The organism is Nitrospirae bacterium YQR-1, from assembly GCA_039908095.1.
In the GTDB taxonomy this organism is placed as follows: Bacteria; Nitrospirota; Thermodesulfovibrionia; order Thermodesulfovibrionales; family Magnetobacteriaceae; genus Magnetomonas.
Map to the genome: position 1 here is coordinate 86746 of JAMOBJ010000003.1, position 26990 is coordinate 113735.

The window sequence follows — 26990 nt, forward strand, 5'->3', positions numbered from 1 at the left end:
TACCGCTGTGACTCATAAAAATCTATTTTTTCTTGCTGCCGATTTCGTTCCAATACTCCTCAGGCATATCCTTACAGAGCAATAAAGCTCCGTTTGCGCCGGCAAAAAGAGTTTCCTCAATTCTTGTAACCTTGCCGTAACCGAGGTGTATTTTCATATAATCTTCAATTTCTTTTTTAAGCCCTGCTATCTGGCTGCCGCCGCCGGCTAAATATACGTTTTCTTTCAAAACCGCCTGAAACTCGGGATCAAAGGTGGCGATAAGTTTCTTAACACCCTCTACTATCTCAGGAACAATCTCCCTGCAAGCCATCTTCAGCTCATTTGTTACATCATGTCTCTCAGGTTTGCCCTTTACCGGTATCTCTATGAAAATACTGTCGCCATGTTCCGATATATTGGCGTTGTCCTCTTTAAACCTCTTTACCATGTTTACTGTGAAATTAGCGTTTCCGTGCTTTTTCATAATCAGGTCGTAAAATACCGAGTCTATATAGTCTCCGGCTTTAGTCGTTGTAATCTGATCATCATCTGAGGGCATAGTACCGTGCATTCTGCACAGATCCACTGTCCCGGCGCCAATGTCCACAATTAAAACATTATTAAGAAGATTCAGCCCGTAAGCTACGGCAAAAGGTTCTGAGACAATCATAACATCGTCAAGAATACCCGCGGCGATTTCAAGCAGTACTTTTTTATTTTTTCTGCTTGCCATGGCAGGAGCCCCTAAAACCCCTCTTACTATAAATTCGCCCTCAACATCGGTGCTGCCCTCTTTAGCAATTTCTATTAAGTGACGCAACAAGTCCTTTGCTGCATTTATTGAATGCTGATATCCGGCGTCCTTTTCCGTCAACTCATCAGTATATTTCAGCATGCCTTTATCAAAAGGTCTGTACAAATTTACCGCCATCTTGTTCCTTAAAGCATCATCGCCAAATGCCATATCCTTACCAAGGAGTTTTTTCGATATTGCATCTTTTGGATACCCAACATAGCTCGACACAAACGTCCGTATGCCGTTGTCACAGGCTATTACGCTTCGTGATGTTCCCAAATCTATGCCGACGTTCAGTATATTTCTGTCAGACATTATTGTTCTCCCGTTAGCTTTTTTAAAAACTCAGATTTGCTGATCATTTCATTTCCGAACGCAGCTCTACATTTTCCATAACTATACTTTTCAAAAAAGATTTCTTTGAATCACTCAGTTTTTTCTTAGGCTCAGACAGCTTGCTCTTTTTAGCCAAACTTATGCCATGCTTTTCTATGTAAGCAAGACGTTTTTCAATTGCCTCAAGCCGTTGCTCTATATTAGTAAGGCGCATACTACGCCTCTTTATCAGGTTCTCTATGTATAGCAGGATTTCTTTAATTTCCTTTGCCGCCTTGTCTGTCAAATCTTTTATCGGCTGCATGACGCCTCTAACGGGGGCGACTATCCCTTTAAGCGGAACGGCTACTTTAGCTATCGGCGCCCCTACCGCTTTTCCCCCTCTTACCACATAACTATACACCACCAGCACAGAGTATTCCATAGAGGCATAAGTGTAAAGCCATGATTCGTTAAGTATTTCAACGCTCCCTGATACGGAAGAGTCCAGCACTTTCTTTATGTCATCATAATCTACTTTCACATTCGGCACTCTCATACAATCCTCCTTAATAGGCCACCGTTTCCAGTACCATCTACATCTGCAATAATTATTACAGACGAACACATCCGATACAACGCCAAAATTCTATAAAAATAAACAAAATAAAGTCAAGCAAATATTTTTATTGATAATCTAAACTTTAACTACATCATTTACAAAAACATTATTGTATAACATAAACCAACAGGTAAAGTCAAATTTTTATTTTGAGTAAGTTGTTTATTTTGAGTAAGTTGTTTATTTTGAGTAGTTCACCACATTAGCGATTATATCGGCAAACGAGGTAAGGACTTCCTCATCGGCAACATATTTTATTACCGCTCCTCGCTCATGGCCATTACGAGGGCTCCCTTTGATGTGGCATTTAACGGATCCACCGCCGTCCTAACCTCAGAGATTTCTATCGGCAAACGCACAGCTCCTATGGCCTTTTCCACTCTTTCCTTTAAACCTTTCGGCATGCACGTTCCGCCGCTTAACACTATTGGAATTGGAGAGGTGATTTTGGGAACCTTATCAGAGGAGGCAATCACCTGCTGTAAGCTCCTGACAAGTGAGTTAATCAGGTCCATATAGTAAATATGAAGGGACATTTCCACTTTATTGGTGGGCAGTACTGAGAGGTCCAGCGCCTCCTCTTTTATTACCTTTATCTTGGTAGCTGATTCATTAACGTCTCTGCTTACCATCTCATCAATATAATCTCCGCCCTTTTGGATGCTATAGGTGATGACCGGCACGGATAAATACGACAGGCAAATGTTACACATGCCCCCGCCCATGCTTATGCCGATACCTGTGAAATTATTGTCGGCAAGCTCCGACATAACCACAGCAAGCCCCTCATTTATCGGAACCGGCGTATAGCCCATGGTCTCAAAAAACATCTTTAAAATTGACTGGTGCCCTATCGAAAGCACAGCGCTGCCGACTGGGTCACCCGGAACGCTGTAGCAAAGAATCTCACCAAACTTCTTGGGTTTTTGCACGACGGTTTTTATTATTGACTGCATGAGGGTTATGCCTTCGTTTTCACGGGAGCTTAGAAATCCCCTTTCCATCGGTCTCCTTGTATTGGTATTAAACATGTTTGCGAAGTTTTCTGCAGAATAGCCGATTATATAATATTGCTTATCGAACTCTATAAATGTGACCTCATTTTTATTAAGAATTGACTTGGTAAACCTCGACTGTGGGATTGTGAAAAAGGCATTTACCTGTTTCACTACATGGATGCTGTTACCCTTATTCTGAGCCAGGACGATATTGCTGGTACCAATATCCATCCCAATAGGCCCATAAGGACTTTCGGCAACCTGCCCGGGCTCCTTATCAGTGGTAACAGTCGCCTTTTCCGTAGTCCGGTATGCTGACTCAATCCGTGCATCCGACACCGGTCTGTCATAGACAGGCGGCGGAGCACTAATTGAGGGCGCAGGGGGTACTGCGTTCTGTGAATCCTCTTGTGAATTCATATCACTCAATCTTGATTTCAATCTTTCTATCTCATACTGAAGGTCATTTTCTTCCGACATTTACTGCCTCCCTTTTATATGTTCATAATATTTATGGTATCACAGCCAAATACACATTTTGTTTAATACCCTTTCCTGCCGGTTCACAAGCCTTTTGAGATACTTCAATGTCTCCGTCCTCTCATAAAACCACCGCTTCCAAAGCAAGATATTCCTTCATTAACAAAAAAACCTTAAATAACACTTTTTTCATTACGACATATTATCAGAAAAAAAAAAAAAATAAGTCAAGTAAAAAATAAAAATAATAAAAATATTTATTTACACCATTGACAAGCCTCAGCTCCCCGCTTCTCTATCGCATCAGAGACAGTTTTATACCGGGTTGCATTCATTCGATTAACTTTGTCGGCATCGTCAAAAGCTCCTTGACGTAGAAAGTCTATAGTTGGTATAGTGGCTGTGGCAGGATAACTTGCTGCAACTCATCGTACATTGAGTGGGCGTGGACAAAAATTTACGCCCTGTCTGTAATTTCAATGACTGATAGATTTCCAATTCACACTAAACCATGACAGATGGACAATACAGATAAGACAAAAGAGCAGCTAATCGATAGGGTAGCAGAGCTGGAACATCTTTTAGATAAATGCAAGAGAGAACTACGGCATAGCTATAAGGAAATAAAATCACTTCTTTTCTCAACCCTTGATTCGACTGCCGATGGTATTCTTGTTGTGGACAGAAAAGGAAATATAACGTACTTTAATCAGAAATTTGTGCAGATGTGGCAAATACCGGATTCCTTATTGTCCACTAAAGATGACGCCAAACTTATCTCTTATGTGCTCAAACAGTTGAGCGATCCGGAGGAATTTCTCAAAAAAGTAAATAACCTTTACGATAACCCCTTAAAATCGAGTTTTGATACTATAGAATTTAAGAATGGAAGGTTTTTTGAACGATACTCGCAGCCGCAAAAAATGGACAATGATGTAATTGGACGGGTATGGAGTTTTCGTGATGTAACAACACATAAAACGGCACAACGTAAACTTCAAAGTAGTGAGAGGAGATATCGCCGATTGGTTGAACTGCATCACGCCGGCATATGTGTCTTTGATAAAGAGGGTTCTGCTGTATATGTAAATCCTGCGATGGCAAATATGCTGGGGTACAATGCTGAGGAAATAATTGGACATAAGGCACAGGAATTTTTAGATGAATCGGATATTCCCTTGTTGGTGGATGTTAAAGAAAAATTGCGGGAGGGGAACTACGAGAATTTGGAGTTAAGATTTACTAAAAAAGACGGCACTAAACTATACGCAATGGCAGACTTGTCACCCATGTTTGATGAATTTGGGATATATGATGGAATAATAGCAGGAGTTGTCGATATAACTGAAAAGAGGTTGATTGAACAAGAGCTGCGGCATTCTCAAAAGATGGAATCAATAGGACAGCTTGCCGGTGGAGTAGCTCACGATTTTAATAATATAATTTCTTCAATTTCAAACTATGTATATTTGATAAAAAGAAAAATAAATGATATAACAACAGAGGAATTAAAAGACTTTGTAGATGAGATACAAGCATCGGCAGACAGAGCGTCAAATCTTACAAAGAGTTTATTGGTATTTAGCAGAAAGCATGCATTTGAGTTTAATACAGTGAATCTTGGTGATATTGTTTATAAGATGAAAGACTTCTTAGCTAATCTGATAGATGAAGATATTGAATTAAATATTGAAATAAATGAAAAAGATTTACCCATATATGCCGATAGAAACCAGATAGAAATGATGCTTATGAACTTAGCTGCCAATGCACGTGATGCGATGGTCAACTGTGGGAAATTGGATATTAATTTACAAAAAGTAAAATCTGACGAAAAATTTCTGAAATTAATGAGTGTGGAAAAAACCAGGGAATATGCTTTACTCAGTATTACAGATACAGGGACAGGAATGGACACAGAGCTAATTAAAAAGATATTTGATCCCTTTTTTACTACAAAAGAAGTGGGAAAAGGAACCGGACTTGGGTTAGCCACGGTTTATGGGATTGTAAAACAACATAAAGGATACATTGACGTACAAAGCGTATTAGGCATAGGGACAACTTTTTCAATATATCTTCCCCTGACCTATAATTTTATTACTAATGCAGAACTGCTGCTTAGTGGTGAGACTGATTATGAGTATGGTAAAGGGTGCATTCTTTTAGCTGAAGACGATGATGTTCTAAGACAGATAACATCTCGTGTGTTGACAAGAGTAGGTTATCAGGTGATAACCGCAGCGGATGGTAAAGAGGCGGTAAATCTGTATAGCAAACACAATGTAGATTTAATAATAATGGATATTATAATGCCAAAGATGAATGGTAAAGAGGCATACGATAAAATAATAAAAATGAACAAAGATGCTAAGGTCATCTTTGTCAGCGGCTATACGGACGATTTTTTAGAAAATAAGCTGATAAAAGAAGAGGAATTCAATTATTTAAACAAGCCTATTAACACAGTTAAGTTGTTATCCAAGATTAAAGAGATATTAAATTGTTAAGCCAACCCAGCAAAGGAAAAATACTCATTGTAGATGATGATATTTTTTTACTCAAATCGTCAATGATGATTTTGAAATCTGAAGGCTATGACGTAGATACAGAGCCGGAGAGTAGGATAGCGTTAGAGAGAATTCCTAAAGGAGAGTATGACATAATAATAAGCGATATCAGAATGCCGAATATTACCGGTTTGGAGCTGATAGCCGAGATGAGAAAAAGAAATTTGGAAGAACCTGTAATCTTGATGACAGCATATGCAGAGTTACCGGCGGCGATAGACGCAATAAGAAGGGGAGCATTTGATTTTTTACTAAAGCCGTACAGACCTGAAGATTTTATTTTAGCGGTAGATAGGGCAATACGGTTTAGATATTTATTGAAGATTGAAAAAAACTATAAAAAGCAATTGGAACAAGAAGTGTCGCTCAAAACAAAAGAATTAAGAGACGCTTTTAGTAAGATAACTGAATTGAATAATGAAGTAATGTTCCGTCTGATAAAAGCATCAGAATATAAGGACCAGGAGACGGGCGAACATGTTTTAAGAGTAAAACAATATGCCGTAGTGCTTTCAGAGGAGTTGGGAATGCCCAGAGATTTCATTGACAAGATAGCATTTGCCAGCCCTCTGCATGATGTTGGAAAGATAGGTGTGCCTGAAAGTATTTTACTAAAAACCGAAAAACTAACCAATGAAGAGTTTGATATAGTAAAAACCCATACAAATATAGGAGCTGACATATTAAAAGGATCAAACAATGAACAGATAAGATTAGCAGAGGCAGTGGCACTTAGTCATCATGAAAGGTGGGATGGCAGTGGTTACCCTTTAGGTTTGAAAGGAGAGGATATTTTCTTAGAAGCAAGGATAGTGAATATCTGTGACCAGTACGATGCCCTAATGACAAGCAGACCATATAAGCCGTCGTTTGGACATGAAAAGACTTGCGAAATATTAACCAAGGGAGATGGCAGAACAATGCCGAGTCACTTTGACCCTAAAGTGCTTGAGGCATTTAAAAACTGCGCTCATATATTTAAAGATATATATATATCCTAATGCCAAGTGCTCCACCATAACGATTTATCTGGTCAATATGAATTTCTATAATTTCATCAAGTCCAAGAAAAACAGGATCCAAATCAATCTGCCAATCTCTTTAAAACCCGTCCAAATTTTTGATTTATATAAATAAGTGCTTCCTTAAATATTTTTTGCCTTTCTTCATCCACACAAGGTGATACACGAAACAAAGAAGTTTCAGAGGCAGACATTAGAATCTCTTGAATATCTTTACGTTCTAAATCAGGAAAAACTTTTAAAATTTCGTCTTCCCTCATGAACTCTGCAACCATACTAAATATAGTCGTTACCGGAATACTTAATTCTGGTACAAATGGAACATCGCACATTTGATCTGGACAAACTGTAATTCTTTTAAAACCCATCATTAATCTCCTCAATTTAGTATAACAAAAACCAATACAAAATACAAAAACATTAAAAAAACATCCTTTAATCAGAGCGAATTGCCTCATCAAAAAACTATACGAAAAGGAAACGTTGGCTCAAGTAAAAAACAATACGAAAAAATACGATAATGTTTTCTTTTTTTATCATTCCCGCGAAAACGGGAATCCAGAAACTATAGTGGTTAAGAGGGTAAACAGGAGTTCCCCCAAAATCAGGACGTTAAAATCTTAAGTGCTCTCAGTCTGCTTGGATGTTTTAGCTTTCTCAGCGCTTTAGCCTCAATTTGCCTGACACGTTCCCTTGTTATCGAAAGATGCCTTCCAACCTCCTCCAACGTGTGGTCCCTGTCAACACCTATACCAAAACGCATCCTTATAACTTTTTCCTCTTTTGCCGACAGAGTTCTTAACACTTTCTGCACATACTCGGAGGCCTCACTCTTTTCGGCGTCGGAAAACGGCGACGGACTGTTCTTATCCCCTATAAAATCCTCAAGCTCGGTGTCCTCATCGCCAACAGGGGTCTGAAGCGCTATGGGGTCCTGAATAGCCCTGAACACCTCCTCAACCTTTCTGAGGGGCACCTCAAGTTTTTGCGCTATTTCCTCATTTGTCGGCTCACGTCCCAACAACTGCGTAATCTCCCTCGACACCTTCGTCACCCGATTATAAAACTCCATCATATGAACCGGCACTCTTATGGTCTTTGTCTGGTCTATCAGTGCCCTCGTTATAGCCTGTCTTATCCACCATGTGGCATATGTGCTGAACTTAAAACCCTTTTCATACTTAAACTTGTCCACAGCCTTCATAAGGCCGATATTGCCCTCCTGTATTAAATCAAGAAGAGGCAGCCCTCTGCCTACATAGTTCTTTGCAATGTTGACAACAAGCCGTAGGTTTCTTGTTATAAGCTCATTTTTTGCCTTACTTACCAGCTCGTGTGCCCGTGAAAGCCGCTCCCAGTGTTTTTTAAAGAGATCAATCTTTATGCCCATCTCGTTTTCGAGCCTTTTGCACTCACCCACTATTTCTTTAAATATCAGCTCCTGATGCTCACTCTCAAACTGCTTAAGGCTGACAAGTTTCTTTATTTCCTTTAAAGAACCATTGCAGTTTATTCTGTCATCAAGCACCCTGACGGACTCCGATATCTCCTCAAGACGCTCAAGGGTCATCTTTAGCGCCTCCTCCGCCCGCTCGTCCTCCAAAAGGGTATCATCACTGAGATCGAGGCCATCCTCAAACTTCTTAAAAAGAGGAAGCGATACCACGATATCTTTTATAATCTCACGCCCCTCCTCAAGACTCTTTGCCAGTTCCGTTTCCTCATCTTTGCTGAGTATCGAAATATCCCCCATTGAATGAAAATAAGCCTGTACCAAATCCTCAGTCTTTTCGTACCCCTCTACCTCCTCCTCCGCCGCCTCCGCCATTGCAGCAGCCCGTTCCTGATCCACAACTTTCACTCCCATGTCCTGAAGCAGATCCATCAAGTCCTCTATTTCATCAGGTGAAAAGTACTCCGAGGGCAATGCATCGTTTATTTCATCAAATGTAAGCGAGCCACGTTTTTTGCCAATGCTTATTATCTCTTCAAATATGTCTTTTTCCTTCATTGTCACCAGCTCTCCAAAATAAAAAGGTTACTATGTGATAACTCCCGGCCACCGAGCCCGGAGGCTTTTTTCCGGCTCCTTGTCACCTTTCTCTATTTTCAGTATCCATCATATACAACTATATTAACAAGCACAAATAAATATTATAACATATTAATAAAAAAAATCCAAAAAATATTATTACTTATCAGCAATTGTCACTAAATACTTTAAAAGTATGTTACTATTTCTAAAATGGAGTTGAAAAAAGCAGAAAGAGCCCTCGCTTTAATGTCAATTCCGCTCTTGGCATATCTGCTTTTTTCATGGATCAGAATAATTTTTCTTTTTCCGGTTAACCCTGACGGCGGTTGTTATCTTTCCGTCACAGAGCGGCTTAGTGACGGGCTGCGGCCATATGTGGACATCTCAATGAATTACCCGCCTGTAAGTTACTACTATTATCTGATTTTCAGAGAACTTATCGGTGGCGGCGATATAATATACAGATTTGCCCTTTTAACTATTGAGGCGGCCTCATCTTTTGTGCTGGCTTTAATAACAAAGAGGTTATTTAAGAGCACGGTTGTCTCTGTATTTAGCGGCATTTTATTTTTATTTTTTTATTTAGCGTATGACGGACCATGGTTTGTTATGGAGCCTTTTGTTAACTTATTTTCTCTTGCCGCCGTGTTTTTTCTGCTTAATTCATCTAAAGCCGGTGCTCTTGCCTCAGGTGCATGTCTTTTACTTTCAGTCATGTCCAAACAGTACGGAGTTTTAGTGCTTCCGTCCCTTTTACTTTTAATTTTCAGGAAACAGGATGGATTTGATGTTAAAACCGGCCTGTTACGGGGTCTTCTACTATGTGGCGGTTTTCTTTTAACAGCCCTTGTGATGTTTCAACTGCTTCACATTGATGTGGCGATATTCATTTCCAAAATAAGCGGACACGGATATGAAAAGGAGGGAATACTAAAAATGCTCTCCGCTCTTTTTAGCACAAGGGGACTGTGGTTTATAGTAGTGCTGATTTTACCGGTGGTTGTGCTATTAAGAAAATTCGATTTTAATTTGTTTATTTTTACGTTCCTTTGTCTTTGCCACACGGCTCCCTTGTATGTCAGAACCTATCCCCACTACTTTCAACTGCTCTTACCCTATGGAATAATCCTGCTCATCTATGCTGCTGTGAAGTTCTTTTTTGAAGAGACCTCTACAGGTAATTTCAAGAAGGTAACAGCCGCAGCCCTTATCCTGACCCTTACAGGCCCTGCCGCTGCAGCCCTATACGTGCCTGCCCGTTATGCTATGAGTTTTAAAGATAAACGTGAAATAGCTGTCACAGCTCAAAAAATCAACACAGTTGTTGGACAACGCTCTGCGGCACTTGTTATAAATGAGCCGCAGTTTTGGTACCTCTGTAACCTGTATCCGCCAACGCATGAGGAGGGTTACCATGTTGTATATAAAAGCGGCGACTACGGCAACCCGTTTAAATACAACATGGCGGATATCCCCTTTGTTTTATGGTTTGACGGAGATACTATTGCCCTTGATGACCCCCAATTAACCGGCTATTTAATGTTAACTCACAAGAAAACGGCGGTTTTACATTTTCATGGCGGTAAGCGAACAGTGGAAATATGGGACAGGAAATAATATTTTTCCATTATACCGGCTTTTATGTTAAAATCTAATAAAACTAAGGAGGACAGATGATATTTGATACCCTTAAGGAGTTTATGATGGCAACCCTTGGAGCCCAGGAGATGCTGAAACAGTTTGTAGAGGATTTGGTAAAAAAAGGGGAATTGAGCGAATCCCAGGGAATGAAGATGGTCAAAGAGTGGTCTGAAAAACTTGGAAAAACAGGCAGCGATTTGTCATCGAACCTTTCAGAGACCGTAAGCAAAACATTAGAGAAAATGAACCTTGCCACAAAAGATGATATTGACAAGCTAAATAAGAAAGTGAATTCTCTTTCAAACCGTATAAGTGCTCTTGAGGGCACAAAAAAAACAGATGAGTAAAATTTAACAGGGAACAGTGTAAGCATAAAAAATGTTTTCAGAAATTCTAAAACTTACAAAAACATATAAAAACATAAACAGAATAACCCAGATTCTAAACATACTTGCAAAGCATGGGTTTGGACAGTTTATAGAGCAGCTGAACTTAAACCGCCTGATACCGTTTAGGAAGCGGTTGAAAATACTTACTCAGGGACAGCTGATAGAGACAACGATAGCGGAGCGGTTGCGGCGGGCGTTTTCAGACCTGGGGCCGTCATTTATAAAACTGGCTCAAATCCTGTCCTCACGCCCTGACCTGATAACAGAGAAGTATGCCGCCGAGTTTGCCAAACTACAGGATGAGGTGCCGCCGTTTCCATTTGATCAGGTGAGGGAAATAATAGAAAAAGACCTCCACCTTCCCATTAATGAAATATTCATTGAGATAGAGCAGTCACCCATTGCCGCAGCCTCTGTTGCACAGGTACATAAGGCAATTCTCTATGACGGCACAAAGGTGGTTGTTAAAGTACAAAGACCAAACATCCGCCAGGTTATTGAGACCGACATAAGCATCATGAAATTTCTGGCTGCCCTGATGCTTAAGTACATTGCCGGAACGGAAATATTTAACCCCGTGGGAATAGTCGAGGAGTTCTCGAAAACCATAAAGAAAGAACTGAATTTTATGGAAGAGGCTAAAAACGTACAGCGTTTTACCAGGAATTTCAGGAGTGTTGAAAGCATAAAAATCCCGATATTATATCCTGCCTATACATCTGAGAGAGTACTTGTTCTTGAGCGTATAGAGGGTGTAAGGATAAATGATGTAAGGGCCATAGAAAAACTTGGATTAGACAAAGGGGAGATAGCGGAGAGTCTTGTAAACGCATACTTTAAGATGATTCTTGAGGATGGTTTTTTTCATGCCGATCCTCATCCGGGGAATCTTTTTGTTATGGATGACGGCGTAATAGGCATAGTGGATTACGGCATGGTTGGGTGGCTTACACCGGATGTGATGGAAAGCATTGCCGGAATACTTATAGCCATTGTCAACAAGGATTTCGAGAGTCTCATAGATGAGTTTATAACCATTGGAATGGTCACGGAGGAAATAGATATAGACCGGTTCAGAAGGGAGTTTCTTAACGATATGATGGAAATTCTTATTCCGCTTTATGATACGGCCCTTGCCGAGATTAACTTTGCCGAGTACCTTGACACTATAACCCATCTTTCCCTTAAGCATAAACTAAAGATTCCGTCCTCGCTCTTGTTGATAGATAAGTGTATGCTCATGGTTGACAGTATAGTGAGGGAAATAGATAAAGACTTTAACTTTATAACAGCCTCAGCCCCTTATACCTCCATGCTCATGAGGAAAAAGTACGGACCAAAAAAACTTTATGATAAGATCGGCAAAAATATTTCAGATTTGGCCGATTCCCTTGTTGACACTCCTAAGAAGATGCGTGTTTTGCTCAGAAAGATGATAAACAATGAATTCATTGTAAAATTTAACATAATAGGCATTGAACGCATTATAAGGGATTTTGACCGCTCCACCAACCGTCTTTCTTTCAGCATTGTAATCGCCTCAATTATAATGAGCTCCGCCATATTGACTATGTCCGGCAAAGGTGCAAAGATTTTTGATATGCCGGCAATCGGGACACTGGGTTTTATGATAGCCTTCTTCCTTGGCATATGGCTTATTATTTCCATAATACGCTCCGGAAGGCTCTGACATATTTTTTTAAAATATGTCTGTTAATTTTACAATCATTTCTTTTATAATACCGGCGGTATTGGATATTATTTACAGAACTTATACCGGGTTGCAGTCAAAAGAGTAACACAGAGGCGGCTGGGAGAAAGCGACACCTCTCCTTACAGGGGATTCCCCTTTAGGGGAGACGTCAAGGAGCTTTCGAACAAGCCGGCAAAGTTAATCGAATGAATGCACCATGGTATTAAACGAAAAGAGAGGAGTGTTTAGATGCCACTTATAACATGGACTGACAACCTGAGTGTACATGTCAGGGAGTTTGATGATCAGCACAAGAAGCTGATACAGATAATCAATGACCTTTTTGACGCTGTAACGGCAAGAAAGGGCAAGGAAGCACTTGAGCCGGTCTTAACGGAACTTATAGAGTACACAAAGTACCATTTTATCAATGAAGAGAATTTATTGGCTAAACATGGCTACCCGTACGCAGCGATTCACAAACAGGAGCATGATGATTTAACTCAAAAGGTAATGAGTTTTGAGGCTCAATTTAAAGCCGGCAGGGCAATGGTTGATCTGCTGCTTATGAATTTCCTAAAAGATTGGCTCACGAAACACATACTGGGCACAGACAAGAAGTACTCTGAATTTTTAAACAGTAAGGGCGTTAAATAGCCGCTCAGGGGTTATTATGATAGCGATAGTGGATTACGGCATGGGGAATCTCCGAAGTGTGCAGAAGGGTTTTCTTAAAGCGGGGATTGATGCAAGGGTCACGGCTCAGGCAGGTGATATTGAAGACGCCGGTGGAGTGGTCATTCCGGGGGTTGGAGCTTTCAGGGATTGTATGCGGAATCTGCAAAATCTCAACCTCATTGACACTATAAGGCGCTCAATTGAAAAAGGAAAGCCGCTTCTTGGCATATGTCTGGGCCTCCAGCTGCTTTTTACCGAATCGGAGGAGTTTGGAAACTCTGCCGGGCTTGGTATCTTTGAGGGCAAGGTTGTCAGGTTTCAGGATAAAACTCTTAAAATCCCTCACATGGGCTGGAATATTGTATCGCTGAAAAAGAGGCCGCCGCTTTTTGACGGTATAGAGGACGGAAAGTATTTCTATTTTGTCCATTCCTACTACGTAGCACCCACAGATAGTTCCATCATCTGCGGTGTAACTCCCTACGGAGCAGGATTTACCTCAATGGTGTGGAAAGACAACGTGTTTGCTATGCAGTTTCATCCTGAGAAAAGCCAGGCGGCAGGCCTTAAGATTTTAGAAAACTTCGGTAAATTCGTTAAAGCTCATTAAGCAGCTCCATCACCGTTTTATTTAACAACGGGTGTAATTTATGGGGGGCAAGCTCCAAAAGCGGCCTTAACACAAACTCCCTTTCGTGCATATGAGGATGTGGGATTTGAAGCTCTGCGGTCTTTATTATCATATCTTCATAAAACACAATATCCATGTCTATAACACGAGGCCCCCACCTGTAAATCAACCGGCGTCCCATATCTCTTTCAATTTTTTTGAGTATAGTTAAAAGCTCGGAGGGCTGAAAAATTGTATCAATTTCCACACACATGTTTATAAAATCCGGTTGAGTTGTTACACCCCAGGGGCGGGTTTCATACATTGAGGATGCAGCCTTAACCACCACGGCGTGTGATTGCAGCAGCTCAACAGCCCTTGAGCAATTGGCAGCCCTGTCTCCCATGTTTGAACCTATACTTATGAAGGATTGCAATTAAATTTCCGGTGGCATGAGAGATAAACATTATACTCAGCCGATAGCTCATACCAAGTAGCCTTCATATCGTTTGACCCAGCACTAACATCTATTGCAGAGATAATAACCCAAAACTGTTACAGTTATAAAGTAATGCCGATTGTCCTCCGTTATTTTTTTTCTTGACATTTAAGTAGTCTTTAATATAATGTTATGCTAATCATTTCAACTGGTACCAGGTATTATCTTTATTGGGAGGCCTTATGGCTACAAAACCGAAGTTAAGCATGTACTGGGCTTCATCGTGCGGAGGCTGTGAGATTTCTTTAATAAATATTAACGAAAAAATTCTTGATCTGGCGGCAAGTTTTGATTTCATGTTTTGTCCTTGTCTGCTCGATACAAAAAAGAAAGACATTGAAGCACTCAAAGACGGCGAAATTGCTATAACGTTTTTCAATGGGGCAATACGTACTGAGGAAAACGAAGAGATGGCACACCTTTTACGAAAAAAATCGGCACTGCTTATCGCCTTTGGCTCGTGCGCCTATGAGGGATGTATTCCCGCCCTCAGTAATCTGTACACAAAGACCGCTCATTTCAATTCCATTTATCTGGACAGTCCTACCGTGGATAACCCTCTGGGTATCGTTCCTAAACCTGAGACCACAGTGCCCGAGGGCAAGCTTACATTACCGGCATTTTACGACAGGGTGAAAACCCTCTCACAGGTGACAGATGTGGATTATTCCATCCCGGGCTGCCCGCCTGAGCCAAAACAGATATGGAATGTTATAGAGGCCGTGATTGCGGGTAAGACACCGCCCCCAAAGGGAAGTAACCTTGGAGCCGGTAAGTCTTCGGTATGTAATGAATGTGAGAGAAAGAAGGAAGACAAAAAGATAAGCCGGTTTTACCGCACTTACGAGATAGTACCGGATACGGAGACGTGTCTGCTGGATCAGGGCCTTATTTGTATGGGAATAGCCACAAGTGACGGCTGCGGCGCACTGTGCCCAAAGGTAAATATGCCCTGTACGGGCTGTTACGGCCCACCTGAGGGAACTCTCGACCAGGGGGCAAAGATGGTGGCCGCCCTCGGTTCCATTATTGATATAGGCGACAAAAAAGGCCTCAGTGATGATGAGCTGGCAAATCGGGCGGATGCTATAATTGACTCCATACCGGATTATTCCGGAACTTTTTACAAGTACAGCATGGCAGGTTCAATTTTAGGAGGGACAAGGCAATAAGGCGCATTTCAATAGACCCCATAACCAGGCTTGAGGGACACGGTAAAATAGAGATATTCCTTGACGAGGGAGGAGATGTTGTCAACACGTACTTCCAGGTGCCGGAGTTAAGGGGGTTTGAGCAGTTTTGTGTCGGTAGGCTTGCCGAGGAGATGCCGGTTATCACTAACCGCATATGCGGGGTGTGCCCTGAGGCACATCATATAGCCTCTGTTAAAGCCCTTGATGAACTCTTTGGTGTTGTGCCGCCTGATGCCGCTAAAAAAATAAGAGAACTTATATACATGGCTTTTTTCATTGCCGACCACACTACCCATTTCTATGCTCTGGGGGGGCCTGACTTTATAGTGGGCCCGGATGCGCCTCCCTCCGAACGAAACATCCTGGGAGTTATCAACAAGGTCGGCCCGGATGCCGCCAAAGAAGTGATTAAATGCAGGGCAAGAAATCACCACGTGCTTGAAATGGTAGGAGGCCGTGGAATTCACATGCCTGCCGGAGTTCCCGGGGGCTGGAGCAAATCCATAAATGAACGGGAAAGAAAAGAGATTGAGGTTATAGCTAAAGAAAACATTGACTTTGCACTCTTTAGCCTAAAAGCCTTTGATGATATAGTGCTAAAAAATCCGGCATACCTTGACCTTGTCACCTCAGACGTCTATGTCCACAGCACATACTACATGGGGCTTGTAGATAGCCGAAACCGTGTAAACTTCTATGACGGAATGGTCAGAATAGTTGACCCTGAGGGTAAGGAGTTTGTAAAGTACCATCCGCGGGATTATGTAAGCCACATAGCCGAACGTGTAGAGGAGTGGTCATACCTGAAATATCCTTATATTAAAGCAGTCGGCTGGAAGGGTTTTGTTGACGGAAAAGACAGCGGAATATATGCAGCCTCTCCGCTATCCAGATTAAATGTCTCAGACTCCATGCCAACACCCGGAGCACAGGAACACTTCGAGAAAATGTATGAAACTCTGGGCTCCAAAAAAGTAAACGGCAGATATCAACCCATCCATCACAGGCTTGTTACTCACTGGGCACGGCTTATAGAGCTTCTCTATGCCGCAGAGCATATGCTTGAGCTTGCCACCGGCCCTGAGATTACTTCCCCAAAAGTAAGAGTAATCCCGGAAAAGATTGTGGGCAAAGGGATAGGGTGTGTTGAGGCACCGAGGGGTACGTTGACACACCACTATGAAAGTGACGGCAGGGGAGTGCTCACTATGGTCAACATGATTGTAGGCACCACAAATAACTATGCCCCTATGACACTTTCCATAAAAAGAGCGGCGGAGAAACTCATAACTAAAGGAAAAATAATAGAGCAGGGATTGTTAAATAAAATAGAGATGGCCTTCAGGCTATATGATCCGTGTCTTTCATGTTCCACACATTCACTGCCCGGACAGATGCCGTTGGTTGTTAACATAAGAAACTCTGACGGAAAGGTTGTAAGGACATTCAGCCGGTAGAATCTGTATGGCTGATTGCAGAGGAGTTTAATTGAAAACTATAGTAATAGGACTGGGAAATCCACTATTGCGTGACGACAGTGTAGGACCTAAAGCCGCCCGGTTAATAAGGCAGCGGCTGGAGGGCGATATGTTATGCCACAGAGCGGATGTTAGAGTCTCTGAGGTTTATGCCGGAGGAATACGTCTTTTGGATGCAATGGCAGGGTTTGACAGAGCCTTTATTATTGACTCAATCATAACCGGAAAACCGCCCGGCACGGTTTACAAATTAACGCCGCAGAGCTTACCGCAAACAAGAAATTGCGGCTGTAGTCACGACATGACGTTGCCGATGGCCCTTGGCATGGGTAAAATGCTTGGGATGGAACTGCCTACAGATATACAAATCTGGGCAATTGAGGCAAAGGACATTAACTGCTTTGGCGAGGAGCTTTCGCTGGAGGTTGAGAGGTCCCTACCCATGGTTATTAATGATGTTATGGACGTCTTAAAATGAAAAGGAAGGGGTCAAGGGGGTTAGCCCCCTTGCGGATAGGGTTTTAGGGAAAGGCAGAGCCTTTCCCTAAACTCTCTCTTTCTCATTTAAGGAACAAAGTGAATGAAAATAGGAGTTTATTTTTGTAACTGCGGCTCGAACATATCCGGCAAGGTGGATTCTGAGCAGGTCGGAAAAGTGATTGAAACTCTTGGCGATGTGGCATATTTTAAGATAAACGATATTATGTGCGCAGAGGAGGGCAAGCAGTTTTTAAATGATGACATAGCAGCGGAGAGACCGGAGAGAATCGTCATAGCGGCATGTTCACCCCGTGAGCATGAAAACACATTTATGTGTGTGCTCTCCGGCACCGGTATGAACCCATACCTTATGCAAATGGTCAACATCCGGGAGCAGGTAGCATGGGTAACAGACGATATTGATACGGCCTCGGCAAAAGCCGCCAATCTCATAAAGGGTGCTGTAAAAAGAGTAGCCTTTCATAAACCGCTGGAGAGAAAATCAATACAGATGTCTCCGGATGTCTTAATTATCGGGGCAGGGCCTGCCGGATTAAAGGCGGCGCTAACCATAGCGGAGACGGGCAGAAAGGTAACTCTTGTCGAAAAGAGACCGGTTATCGGCGGGCAGCCTGTGCTCTATGAGGAGGTATTTCCAAATCTTCAGTGTGCTCCTTGTATGCTTGAGCCCATCCTTAATGAAACACTTCACGGGCGGCACGCTGAAAGTATAGAGATACTTACCCTGTCTGAGGTTGTGGAATTAAACGGCTTTTACGGCAATTTCATAGCAAAGATAAAAAACAATCCGCGATATGCAGACCTGCACCGGTGCATAGGCTGTGGGGAGTGTATCGGAGTGTGTCCGGTTGATGTAAAAAATGAATTTAACAATGCACTTGACAACAGAAAAGCAATATCGCTTTCATTTGCAGGGGCGCTGCCTAATGTTCCATTTATAGATATGACGGCGTGTTTGAGGGCAAAGGGTGAGGAGTGCAAACTATGCAGCCAATCCTGTCCGCTGGGTGAGGGCATAATACTTTATGACGATGCAGAGGAAATTGTGGAGAGGCAAATTGGAGCTGTTATTGTGGCAGCCGGGGCGGCGCTTTATGACGCCGGATTAATCCCGGAGGTGGGATACGGCACAGTGTCTGATATTTATACAGCCTTTGAGTTTGAACGGCTGCTCTCTTCAACCGGCCCCACTGGAGGCCGGCTTATAACCAGTTTAGGCTCTGTACCGGAGTCCATTGCTATAATTCACTGTGCCGGAAGCCTTGACGGTAACCATAAGGAGTACTGCTCCGGTGTGTGTTGCCAGTGCGCATTTAAATTTAATCTGATGGTAGAGCATAAACTGCCCAACACACAAATACACCATTTCTATAAAGAGCTTGTGTATCCCGGCAAGGAGGAGTACTTTCTTTATAAGCGGGCAAAGGAAAACCCTAATGCTACATTTACAAGATACAGCAATATTGACACAATAGAGATAAGTGCCGGTGATGAGGGTGGTATCATAATAAAAAACATCTTGTTGGAAAAGGGTTTTATAAAAACAGACATGGTAGTATTGTGCCTTGCTATGGTGCCGGCCAAAGATTCGGCCACACTACATGAAGTGCTGGGTACAACGGCGGATACTTACGGTTTTTTTGAGCAACTCCATGGATGTCTGGATTCAACCAAAAGCAAAGTGCGAGGGATATACATAGCTGGAGCATGTCAGGCGCCTGTAAACATTGCACAGGCGATGACTCAGGGGACGGCTTCAGCAGGGTATGTGCTCTCCGGGCTTGTTGAGGGAAAGCAACTGGAGATAGAGCCCATAACGGCCTCTGTGGCTGCAGAGAGATGCTCCGGATGCAGGGTTTGTATGCACTTATGTCCGTACAGGGCAATAGCGTTTGATGCAGAGACACGGAAATCCTCAGTTAACGATGTGCTTTGCCAGGGCTGCGGAACATGTGTTGCAGCCTGCCCTGCCGGAGCTATAAGCGGTAACCATTTTACAAATGAGGCAATATTTGCAGAGATAGAAGGGGTTTTGTCATGATAGAGGACAGGACTGGTAAACCCTGCAGTTTTGAACCAAAGATAGTAGGTTTTTTGTGTAACTGGTGTTCATATGCCGCAGCGGATAAAGCGGGAGGATTGCAAAAGAGCTATCCACCCAATGTAAGTATCATAAAGGTAATGTGCAGCGGGAGGGTTGACCCTCAATTTGTACTTAAAGCATATAGTGCGGGGGCGGACGGTGTTTTGATACTGGCCTGCCATCCCGGCGATTGCCACTACAAAGAGGGCAATTACATAGCTATGCAACGGCACCGGTTGCTTTTGCGGATGTTGAATCAACACGGCATTGAAAGCCGGCGGTGCAGGTTTGACTATGTTTCAGCCGGAGAGGGAGAGCGATTTATCGAAATCATGACTGAGATGGTTGAAACAGTCAGAGAGCTGGGTCAGTTAAACAAATCCGTGATTTCAGACAATGTGATGGAAGAAAATATAACAGAAAAAAGGAGTTAAAATATGGCCACTATGGTGTTAGACCTTAAGGGTATGAAGTGTCCGCAACCCACACTTCAGATGACTGTAAAGGTGCGTACGGAGTTAAAGCCGGGGGACCTTCTGGAGGTAGTTGCCGATTGCCCAACCTTTGCCAATGATTTGAAGGGATGGGGGGAACGGATGAAGAAAACCGTCCTGTGGGTAAAAGATGAGGGCAACGGCGCTAAACGTTGTCAGGTGAAAATATAGAAGCTCAGCGGCCCCAGGCATTTTTAAAAGAGCTTAGCCCGAAATCCAACATAGAGGAGAGAAAACGAGTAAAAATGTTGAAATTAAAGGAGATAAATAGTAGAAAAAAAATGGATAGTCTGCTGTAATCTGAAATTTCTGCTCAAAAATCCCTTTTTTTAGGGAATTCGATTTTCTATATTGGATTTCGGAAGGCAATGGTTTATTTCTTTTTTTTAACGGTTTTGATATAATAGCAGCCATGGCATATACATTACCAACAGAAGTGTATAATCTCCTTGAGAAGAAACTTGGAAAAGATGAAACCCTTGAAATCGGTAAAATGCTTGAGGACTCATTAAGTAACAGTCAAACTGTGCAGACGGAGTCAATTACCAAAGCAGACTTAACAAGACTTGAGGAGGTTTTTAAGACAGACATAACACGGCTGGAAGAGACATTGAAGATACACACTCAACACTCAGCCGGCACTAAAGTTAAGACTGAATATAAAACTGAAACAACAGATCCAGCCTCACCGATTAGTGAACTCATAGATAGAGCGAAAAAATTCTCAGAGGATATATTTAATCAGCCAATAGGCGTCAAAGGGGTTGATGATTCTGATGTCTCTGCGGTCTTTAACCATCTGTTTACAAATTTCAGCGATTATAAGGAACAGATGGAGGAAAAGTCCGGCGAGCTGGCTGAGATCAACAAACAGATGCTCACCGAGATAGTGGAGAGAAAACGTGCAGAAAAGAAGTTGCAGTACGTAGTTGAGCTGATTAAACTGATAACTAATATATCATCTACATTTATAACGATCCCCTCAGGGGATGTAAAAAATTGGCTTAATCACGCCCTGCAGACAATCGGTGATTTTATCGGTGTTGAAAGAGGCTATATTGTGGTGTTTACGGGTGAGGGTATAGCTCAGGTGGAGCTCTTTGAGTGGTGTGCGGAGGGTATATCGCCGAAGTACTCGGGAAGGGAAAGCCTGCTTACAGATGAAACCGGTCTGCTTAGGACGGATAACCTCATACCGGAGAGATGGTTTGCAAAGTTAAGTGTTTTTGAAAACATATATATCGGCTCGGTAAACGAGCTGCCGGAGGATCCGCTAACCGAACGGGAATTTTTTGAAACCTACTCTATGAAAACCATGTTAGCCCTGCCAATGGTCTATGGCGAGACATTAATAGGGATGCTTGGGTTTGATGCAATAACAGAAGAGAAATACTTTGCCTCCGATGTTATATCTCTTATGAGAATAGCGGCTGAAATATTTGTACATGCCCTTCAAAGAAGACGCACTGATGATGCAGTGCGTGAGAGTTGGGAACGTTTACAGGCAATTGTTGACAATGCTCAGGCAGTTATATACTTAAAGGATAAAAACGGCCGCTATATGATGGTTAACCGCCGCTATGAGGAAATATTTAATAAATCAAAAGAGGATGTTTTAGGTAAAGCCGATAATGATATTTTTGATGAATCTTACGGTGAGCCGTTTCATATTAATGACCTGGAGGTCATCGAAAGCGGCAACCCGATTGAGACGGAGGAAACCATACATCACGCCAAAGGGGTAAGCACTTTTGTCTCTATGAAGTTCCCCCTATTTGATAAATCACAGTCCATATATGCTGTGTGCGGCATTTCAACCGATATAACACAAAGGAAACAGGAAGAGGAAGAGCTGATTACCTACAGAAACCAGCTTGAGAAACTTGTCAAAGAGCGTACACTTGAACTTACCGCCTCTAATGAAAAACTATTGCTTGAGATATCACAACGTAAGAGAGTAGAGGAGGAGTTAATCCGCTCCAAAAATACTGCAGAAGGCGCAAACAAGGCAAAAAGCGCATTTCTGGCCAATATGAGCCATGAACTCCGTACCCCAATGAACGGCATAATAGGAATGACGGAGTTAGTACTCGATACCAACATAGACTCAGAGCAGAGAGAGTATCTAATGATGGTTAAAAACTCATCACACCACCTATTGGGTCTCCTAAACGGTATCCTGGATTTTTCCAAGATTGAAGCCGGCAAAATGGAAAAGGATGAGGTGGATTTCGATTTGATCTCAACGATAAGAATCACAGTTGAACCATTTGTAATACAAGCTCAGAGCAGGGGGATAAAGCTTAGTACTGAAATATCACCGGATGTGCCTGCTTTATTGAGGGGAGATGTCGGAAGGCTAAGGCAGATACTGGTTAATCTTATAGGTAATGCACTTAAGTTTACCGAAAAGGGTACTATAGGGTTAAAGCTTGAGGTTGCTCCGAAAACTATAGGCAATAGAACTTTCCCCGCTGTTGATATTAATGAGATGCGTTTACTGTTTAGCGTATCCGACACCGGAATAGGAATTCCGCAGGAGAAGTTTGACATGATCTTTGAGAGCTTCACACAAGGTGAAGTTTTTATGACAAAAAAGTATGAGGGCACAGGGCTTGGTCTGTCAATAGTAAAAAAGGTTCTCAATGTAATGGGTGGTGATATCTGGCTTGAGAGCGAGTTTGGAAAGGGTAGCACATTTTACTTTATCATTAAGTTTTTATTGCAACATTCGGTGCCTGCGCCTGCGGCGGTGCCGATAGCAGAGATAAAGCTAAAAGGCAAACGCATACTGGTAGTGGACAGCAATCCAACAACAATGGCCGGTGTGGCTGATATGATAAAAAGTGAGGGGGTTTTAGCAGATACAGCTCCAAACGGTAAAATTGCTCTGAGTATGCTTAACTCTTTGAAATCTGATTATGATGCAATCATTTTGGATTTTCAGCTTACCGACATGGATGCTTTTGACCTTGTAGAAAAAATAAAAACAGAGACCGGACCGTTAGTTAAAATAATCATGCTGGTATCAGCCGGTTTACGAGGTGATGCGTTACAATGCAGGGAACTTGGAATTTCAGGCTATCTGGTTAAACCGGTATATAAATCGGATTTAATAGAAGTACTAACTATAGCAATAGAGAGGGGTAATGACTCTGCCGCTTCACTTTTGACACGCCACACAGTGCGGGAATTACACGAAAACATTGATATTTTGGTAGCCGAGGACAACATTGTAAATCAAACTCTTGCCATTAAACTTCTGCAAAAGCGCGGTTACAATCCTGTGGTGGTGGGAACAGGCCGTGAGGCTGTGGATATGTTGGCTAAACAAAATTTTGACATTGTACTTATGGACGTACAGATGCCGGAGTTGGATGGTTTAGAGGCAACAAAGTATATAAGAAACTTAAAAGATGCTAAGATGAATGTGGGGATACCTATAATTGCCATGACAGCCCACGCCCTTAAGGGAGACATGGAGCTTTGTCTGGCAGCAGGCATGGATGACTATATCTCAAAGCCGTTAAAGGCTGAAGATTTATATAAGCTGGTTGAAAAATACACTGCTTCCATACACAAAGACAAGGGGGTGCAGGAAATGCCGCATGAAATACAGGTGAAACCTGAGACGCAGGAAAAACACGAGGCGCCGATGAAACCGGAGACACCGGCTCCAAAACCGGACTCAGGACAGGAGAAACTTTCTATCTCTTTACAAAAGCCCATGGTTGCACAACAGCCTTCAACGAGAACCTCTGCAAAGGCTTTGGATGTAAAAGAGGCTCTTCAGCGTCTGGACAACGATGAGGAAATTCTCAGAGATATGTGGATTGCTTTTGTGGAGGATGCGCCAAAGCAGTTAGCGCTCCTAAAAGAGCTCTTTGATGCAGGCGATGTGGAAGGACTTCAGAAACAAGCCCATACGATAAAAGGAATGTCTGCAAACATTGGTGCCACAGCCCTTAAGAGTGAGTCTTTCAGAATGGAAATTGCTTTAAGAAAACTAAGCAAAGATATGAGTGATGCGGAAAAATTGATTGTTGCAACCTTTATTGAAAGTTTGATGTTTGAACTGGATATGGCCATGAAGGATATTAATACAAATCTTTCTAAACCCATCGGTACAATAAAGTAGGCCACCGTCTCCGGCCAGGTTATACGCACTCACTTGCCGGATGATGGTACTAACGGTTCCGGCATTATAGCTGCCGGCACTAAAGCGCCCGATGTAAAGCAGCGGATACCGCAGTGGTACTCCAAAGTGTTGAAATCAGACAGTTTTGCCATCTTACCAATAGTGGTTGCTGAAAAGCCGGCTGCAGTTATTATATATATAAATGCCGTTTTGAATATAATACCAAGTAGCAGTCATGGAATTAAGAGCTTTTTTTAAAGTTTCCGTCATATGTCCGCAATTTTTTTCCTGAGGCCACGTCCCAAATTGAAGCTGTGCCGTCCCACGAGCCGACAACAACCAGTTTTCCATCCGCTGTAAGTGACAAAGAAGAAACAGACAGTACATCGGGCGGGAAAACTATTTTTTCTTTTCCATTAGTCAAGTCCCAGAGTCTAAGACGCTGCGAGATTCCACCGGAGAGGGCATACCTGTCATCAGGGGTTATCACAATGGCGGTTACGGCATTACTGTGCCCCAAAAGCACTCCAGTCTCCCTGCCCTGTGCAATGTCCCACATCCTAATGACTCCATCATACCCTCCCCCTGTCAACATAAATTTAGCGGACTTACTTATAGCTATCGTTTTTATATTATGTGCGTTGCCGGAAAAAATCTTTATTTCCGTCCCTGTCCCGATGTTCCAAAGCCTTAAAATATTATCCATGCCTGCTGAGGCTGCAAGCAGTCCGTCTGAGGTTATGGCTATCGTTTGTGTGTTGTTTTTTGGGCCGATAAATGCCATTATCTCCCTGCCGGTGACAATGTCCCATAGTTTTAGTGTATCGTTCTTTGCAGCGCTTAACATGTGCTTGCCATCCGGGGTTAGGGCTATAGCGTTTATATGGTCCCTGTGGCCTGCAAATATCTTTACTCTTTTGCCGGTTTCAATATTCCATTTTCTAACCGTATTACCGGCAATTCCCAGTATGTACTTACTGTCTGTTGTTATATATGCAGACCTGATAGAACGGTCACCAAGAGAAAACTCTCCAGCCAAATTACCGCTTTTAATATCAACAAGTTTTATATTGAAGGTGGTTTCTATGATTTTGTCACGGCCATATACTATTGCGGCATATTTGCAGTCAGGTGATACGTTTACAGAGGTGACACTGCCGTCGGAGCCTACCGGCTTAAAAACACTCTTATCCGGTATAGCACTAATCTGCACTGCCGGCTGTAACTTATAAACAGTTATGTGTCCGCGGTTTTTTGCAGTAAATTGTTCATATATGTCAGGGTTTGGCATGTTGCCTATTGTCGGGCCGTCGTGAATATCAATAATGAGAGGCCGGTAGTAAACGGCATAATCAGGCGGAGGGTAAAGGGGGGCTACATTTGTTTCCTCAGTTACACACTCAGTTAATATCCAGTTTGGCAGGCTTGTGAAGTTAACAGAGTCCAAAAATCTTGCATTAATAACCTGCATACCTGTATAAAACATCAGTGGAAATTCAGGGCAAGAAACCAGTATTGTATCCCCGGGGTTACCTTTCTTCCTTAAATATTTTACAGTATCCTCAAGCCGGTTTAAGGAATCAGTTTTTATGACATTCACCAGACTAAGAACCGTAGCCCGGGGTTCATGCAATGTAACCACCACATCGTTTAAAATCCTCACGGGCCATGCGCTCACATAGGATATAAAATTTGTAAAACACAACAGGCATATCAAAGACACCCTGAGCCATGCAGAGGAAACATAGGTGGTAAGAATGAACACTGTCAGGAGTACAAAATTTGGTATAAGATGCACCATATATCTTACATAAATTCCCGGGGCAAGGGGCACTATAAGCAAATTTAAAGGTATGGTAAGTAACAGTAGAAATGCTAAATCGCTCTGAACAGTGGACACTTTGGACATAGCGGCATATCTGTCCTTTATCGTTAACCTCCGGTGCATGTAATACGCCAGTGGAATTAAAAACAAGAAAAAAGAAAAAAAGTGGAAATGAATCTCGGCGAGATAAAACTTAAATTTTGTCATGAATTCCCCATGGCCGATGTAACTGGATTGATGCCAGGGTTTTGCATATACAAGCCACGGCAGTGCCATGAGTGTAAAAACAGCAGAACTAACGAAAACGGAGAAAATCATTCCTGTGTTTCTTTTTTCGGTAAATAAAGCAAAAATCCATAGCGCAAATATGTTTCCGGCCAGGACTATGTAATTTGTATAAAACTGTATTGCCATGCTTAGAGTCAACACAATGATACCCTTTGGTTTTTTCCCGGCCATAATAAGGTAAACGGCAAATATGAGGCACACCTCTGCAAATATTACCAATGAGTAGTACCTGCACTGCCTTGCATGGAGGACAAACATTTCAGATGTGGCTATAAACAGGGCCGCCGTTAGAGCCGCTCTGTGGGAGTTAAATATACGGTACGCTAACAATGTGGTTAAGAACACGGTGGCTACCCCAATCAGGGCAAAGGGAAAGCGTCCTGCTGCTGTTGTCTGTCCAAGTATTTTGAAAGAAGCCGCAGCGATGTATTCATCCAGCCACGGCCTCCATGTAACAATGTGAGATTCGTTTTCAAACACAGATGGTCCGTAAAGAGAAATATAATTTTTACCGTCATATGCCCTGGGCAAACCGAACTTTGTTATACTTATGGCAAGGTTGGCTGTTTCAGCCTCATCCGGCCAAAGATATTTATCGTTAAGGTTGTAGCATAATATAAATATTGTATATAAACACAGTGTTGCATACATTAATGTGTT

22 protein-coding genes and 1 pseudogene are annotated in these 26990 nt (G+C 42.3%); 16 read left to right on the forward strand and 7 right to left on the reverse strand.

Translation table 11 applies throughout. The annotated features are described in order from the left end of the window. Nucleotides 1–22 precede the first annotated feature (22 nt). The 3 genes from H7844_03245 to H7844_03255 all read right to left on the reverse strand — a co-directional run bounded on the left by H7844_03245 (nt 23) and on the right by H7844_03255 (nt 3193). A complete protein-coding gene (locus H7844_03245) occupies nt 23–1093 on the reverse strand; it encodes a rod shape-determining protein (GenBank protein ID MEO5356298.1) in 1071 nt (356 codons plus the stop codon). Nucleotides 1094–1136: 43 nt separating this feature from the next. Further along, the gene (locus tag H7844_03250) at nt 1137–1652 is read right to left on the reverse strand and encodes a hypothetical protein (protein MEO5356299.1); all 516 of its coding nucleotides are present in this window, start codon (nt 1650–1652) and stop codon (nt 1137–1139) included. A gap of 320 nt (nt 1653–1972) precedes the next feature. Further along, entirely contained in the window at nt 1973–3193 is a 1221-nt protein-coding gene (locus H7844_03255) for a hypothetical protein (GenBank protein ID MEO5356300.1), read from the reverse strand. A gap of 518 nt (nt 3194–3711) precedes the next feature. Here H7844_03255 and H7844_03260 point away from each other — a divergent pair. Together H7844_03260 and H7844_03265 are read left to right on the forward strand one after the other, a co-directional pair. Next, nucleotides 3712–5703, forward strand: a complete 1992-nt coding sequence (locus tag H7844_03260; GenBank protein MEO5356301.1) for a PAS domain S-box protein — start codon at nt 3712–3714, stop codon at nt 5701–5703. Continuing rightward, a complete protein-coding gene (locus H7844_03265) occupies nt 5697–6764 on the forward strand; it encodes a response regulator (GenBank protein ID MEO5356302.1) in 1068 nt (355 codons plus the stop codon). Before H7844_03260 ends, H7844_03265 begins: the two co-directional genes overlap by 7 nt. A gap of 83 nt (nt 6765–6847) precedes the next feature. Here H7844_03265 and H7844_03270 read toward each other — a convergent pair whose 3' ends face one another. Together H7844_03270 and H7844_03275 are read right to left on the reverse strand one after the other, a co-directional pair. Next, complete coding sequence (locus H7844_03270; protein ID MEO5356303.1) at nt 6848–7156, reverse strand: DUF433 domain-containing protein; 309 nt, start codon at nt 7154–7156, stop codon at nt 6848–6850. Between the two features lie 233 nt (nt 7157–7389). Beyond that, nucleotides 7390–8796, reverse strand: coding sequence for a sigma-70 family RNA polymerase sigma factor (locus H7844_03275; protein ID MEO5356304.1), 1407 nt, complete (start codon nt 8794–8796; stop codon nt 7390–7392). 270 nt (nt 8797–9066) lie between these two features. On the opposite strand from H7844_03275, the gene H7844_03280 reads away from it, so the two are divergent. From H7844_03280 to hisH, 5 genes are all read left to right on the forward strand, one after another. Beyond that, nucleotides 9067–10437 carry a hypothetical protein gene (locus H7844_03280; protein MEO5356305.1) on the forward strand — a complete coding sequence of 457 codons (1371 nt, stop codon included), beginning with the start codon at nt 9067–9069 and terminating at the stop codon, nt 10435–10437. A gap of 56 nt (nt 10438–10493) precedes the next feature. Continuing rightward, entirely contained in the window at nt 10494–10808 is a 315-nt protein-coding gene (locus H7844_03285) for a phasin family protein (protein MEO5356306.1), read from the forward strand. 31 nt (nt 10809–10839) lie between these two features. Next, nucleotides 10840–12540: an AarF/ABC1/UbiB kinase family protein gene (locus H7844_03290; protein ID MEO5356307.1), complete on the forward strand. Its 1701-nt coding sequence runs from the start codon at nt 10840–10842 to the stop codon at nt 12538–12540. Nucleotides 12541–12792: 252 nt separating this feature from the next. Next, nucleotides 12793–13200, forward strand: a complete 408-nt coding sequence (locus H7844_03295; GenBank protein ID MEO5356308.1) for a bacteriohemerythrin — start codon at nt 12793–12795, stop codon at nt 13198–13200. Nucleotides 13201–13216: 16 nt separating this feature from the next. Next, nucleotides 13217–13831 (forward strand): imidazole glycerol phosphate synthase subunit HisH, encoded by a 615-nt coding sequence (gene hisH / locus H7844_03300; GenBank protein ID MEO5356309.1) that lies wholly within the window; start codon nt 13217–13219, stop codon nt 13829–13831. Here hisH and folK read toward each other — a convergent pair. Continuing rightward, nucleotides 13818–14237 carry a 2-amino-4-hydroxy-6-hydroxymethyldihydropteridine diphosphokinase gene (folK, locus tag H7844_03305; GenBank protein ID MEO5356310.1) on the reverse strand — a complete coding sequence of 140 codons (420 nt, stop codon included), beginning with the start codon at nt 14235–14237 and terminating at the stop codon, nt 13818–13820. The genes hisH and folK overlap by 14 nt on opposite strands. 275 nt (nt 14238–14512) lie before the next feature. On the opposite strand from folK, the gene H7844_03310 reads away from it, so the two are divergent. From H7844_03310 to H7844_03350, 9 genes and pseudogenes are all read left to right on the forward strand, one after another. Continuing rightward, on the forward strand, nt 14513–15502 hold the full coding sequence (locus H7844_03310) for an NADH:ubiquinone oxidoreductase (GenBank protein ID MEO5356311.1): 990 nt from the start codon (nt 14513–14515) through the stop codon (nt 15500–15502). Beyond that, nucleotides 15499–16980, forward strand: coding sequence for a Ni/Fe hydrogenase subunit alpha (locus tag H7844_03315; GenBank protein ID MEO5356312.1), 1482 nt, complete (start codon nt 15499–15501; stop codon nt 16978–16980). The genes H7844_03310 and H7844_03315 overlap by 4 nt, the downstream gene beginning before the upstream one ends. 31 nt (nt 16981–17011) lie before the next feature. Further along, on the forward strand, nt 17012–17479 hold the full coding sequence (locus H7844_03320) for a hydrogenase maturation protease (protein MEO5356313.1): 468 nt from the start codon (nt 17012–17014) through the stop codon (nt 17477–17479). A gap of 513 nt (nt 17480–17992) precedes the next feature. Then, nucleotides 17993–18295 (forward strand): annotated as a pseudogene (locus H7844_03325) (FAD-dependent oxidoreductase). A gap of 21 nt (nt 18296–18316) precedes the next feature. Next, on the forward strand, nt 18317–19543 hold the full coding sequence (locus tag H7844_03330; protein ID MEO5356314.1) for a 4Fe-4S dicluster domain-containing protein: 1227 nt from the start codon (nt 18317–18319) through the stop codon (nt 19541–19543). After that, nucleotides 19540–20019, forward strand: coding sequence for a hydrogenase iron-sulfur subunit (locus H7844_03335; protein MEO5356315.1), 480 nt, complete (start codon nt 19540–19542; stop codon nt 20017–20019). Before H7844_03330 ends, H7844_03335 begins: the two co-directional genes overlap by 4 nt. Nucleotides 20020–20022: 3 nt before the next feature. Then, nucleotides 20023–20250, forward strand: coding sequence for a sulfurtransferase TusA family protein (locus tag H7844_03340; GenBank protein ID MEO5356316.1), 228 nt, complete (start codon nt 20023–20025; stop codon nt 20248–20250). A 241-nt stretch (nt 20251–20491) separates the two neighbouring features. After that, nucleotides 20492–24217 carry a response regulator gene (locus H7844_03345; GenBank protein ID MEO5356317.1) on the forward strand — a complete coding sequence of 1242 codons (3726 nt, stop codon included), beginning with the start codon at nt 20492–20494 and terminating at the stop codon, nt 24215–24217. Between the two features lie 33 nt (nt 24218–24250). Beyond that, complete coding sequence (locus H7844_03350; GenBank protein MEO5356318.1) at nt 24251–24475, forward strand: hypothetical protein; 225 nt, start codon at nt 24251–24253, stop codon at nt 24473–24475. On the opposite strand, the gene H7844_03355 is transcribed toward H7844_03350, so the two are convergent. Next, a complete protein-coding gene (locus H7844_03355; GenBank protein ID MEO5356319.1) occupies nt 24459–26981 on the reverse strand; it encodes a glycosyltransferase family 39 protein in 2523 nt (840 codons plus the stop codon). The two genes, H7844_03350 and H7844_03355, sit on opposite strands and share 17 nt — an antisense overlap. Nucleotides 26982–26990 lie beyond the last annotated feature (9 nt).

Coding starts and splice junctions, on each gene's coding strand:
- H7844_03245 (MEO5356298.1), bottom strand. CDS start 1,093: ATGTCTGACAGAAATATACTGAACGTCGGCATAGATTTGGGAACATCA.
- H7844_03250 (MEO5356299.1), bottom strand. CDS start 1,652: ATGAGAGTGCCGAATGTGAAAGTAGATTATGATGACATAAAGAAAGTG.
- H7844_03255 (MEO5356300.1), bottom strand. CDS start 3,193: ATGTCGGAAGAAAATGACCTTCAGTATGAGATAGAAAGATTGAAATCA.
- H7844_03260 (MEO5356301.1), top strand. CDS start 3,712: ATGGACAATACAGATAAGACAAAAGAGCAGCTAATCGATAGGGTAGCA.
- H7844_03270 (MEO5356303.1), bottom strand. CDS start 7,156: ATGATGGGTTTTAAAAGAATTACAGTTTGTCCAGATCAAATGTGCGAT.
- H7844_03275 (MEO5356304.1), bottom strand. CDS start 8,796: ATGAAGGAAAAAGACATATTTGAAGAGATAATAAGCATTGGCAAAAAA.
- H7844_03280 (MEO5356305.1), top strand. CDS start 9,067: ATGTCAATTCCGCTCTTGGCATATCTGCTTTTTTCATGGATCAGAATA.
- H7844_03285 (MEO5356306.1), top strand. CDS start 10,494: ATGATATTTGATACCCTTAAGGAGTTTATGATGGCAACCCTTGGAGCC.
- H7844_03290 (MEO5356307.1), top strand. CDS start 10,840: ATGTTTTCAGAAATTCTAAAACTTACAAAAACATATAAAAACATAAAC.
- H7844_03295 (MEO5356308.1), top strand. CDS start 12,793: ATGCCACTTATAACATGGACTGACAACCTGAGTGTACATGTCAGGGAG.
- hisH (MEO5356309.1), top strand. CDS start 13,217: ATGATAGCGATAGTGGATTACGGCATGGGGAATCTCCGAAGTGTGCAG.
- folK (MEO5356310.1), bottom strand. CDS start 14,237: ATGGGAGACAGGGCTGCCAATTGCTCAAGGGCTGTTGAGCTGCTGCAA.
- H7844_03310 (MEO5356311.1), top strand. CDS start 14,513: ATGGCTACAAAACCGAAGTTAAGCATGTACTGGGCTTCATCGTGCGGA.
- H7844_03335 (MEO5356315.1), top strand. CDS start 19,540: ATGATAGAGGACAGGACTGGTAAACCCTGCAGTTTTGAACCAAAGATA.
- H7844_03340 (MEO5356316.1), top strand. CDS start 20,023: ATGGCCACTATGGTGTTAGACCTTAAGGGTATGAAGTGTCCGCAACCC.
- H7844_03345 (MEO5356317.1), top strand. CDS start 20,492: ATGGCATATACATTACCAACAGAAGTGTATAATCTCCTTGAGAAGAAA.
- H7844_03355 (MEO5356319.1), bottom strand. CDS start 26,981: ATGTATGCAACACTGTGTTTATATACAATATTTATATTATGCTACAAC.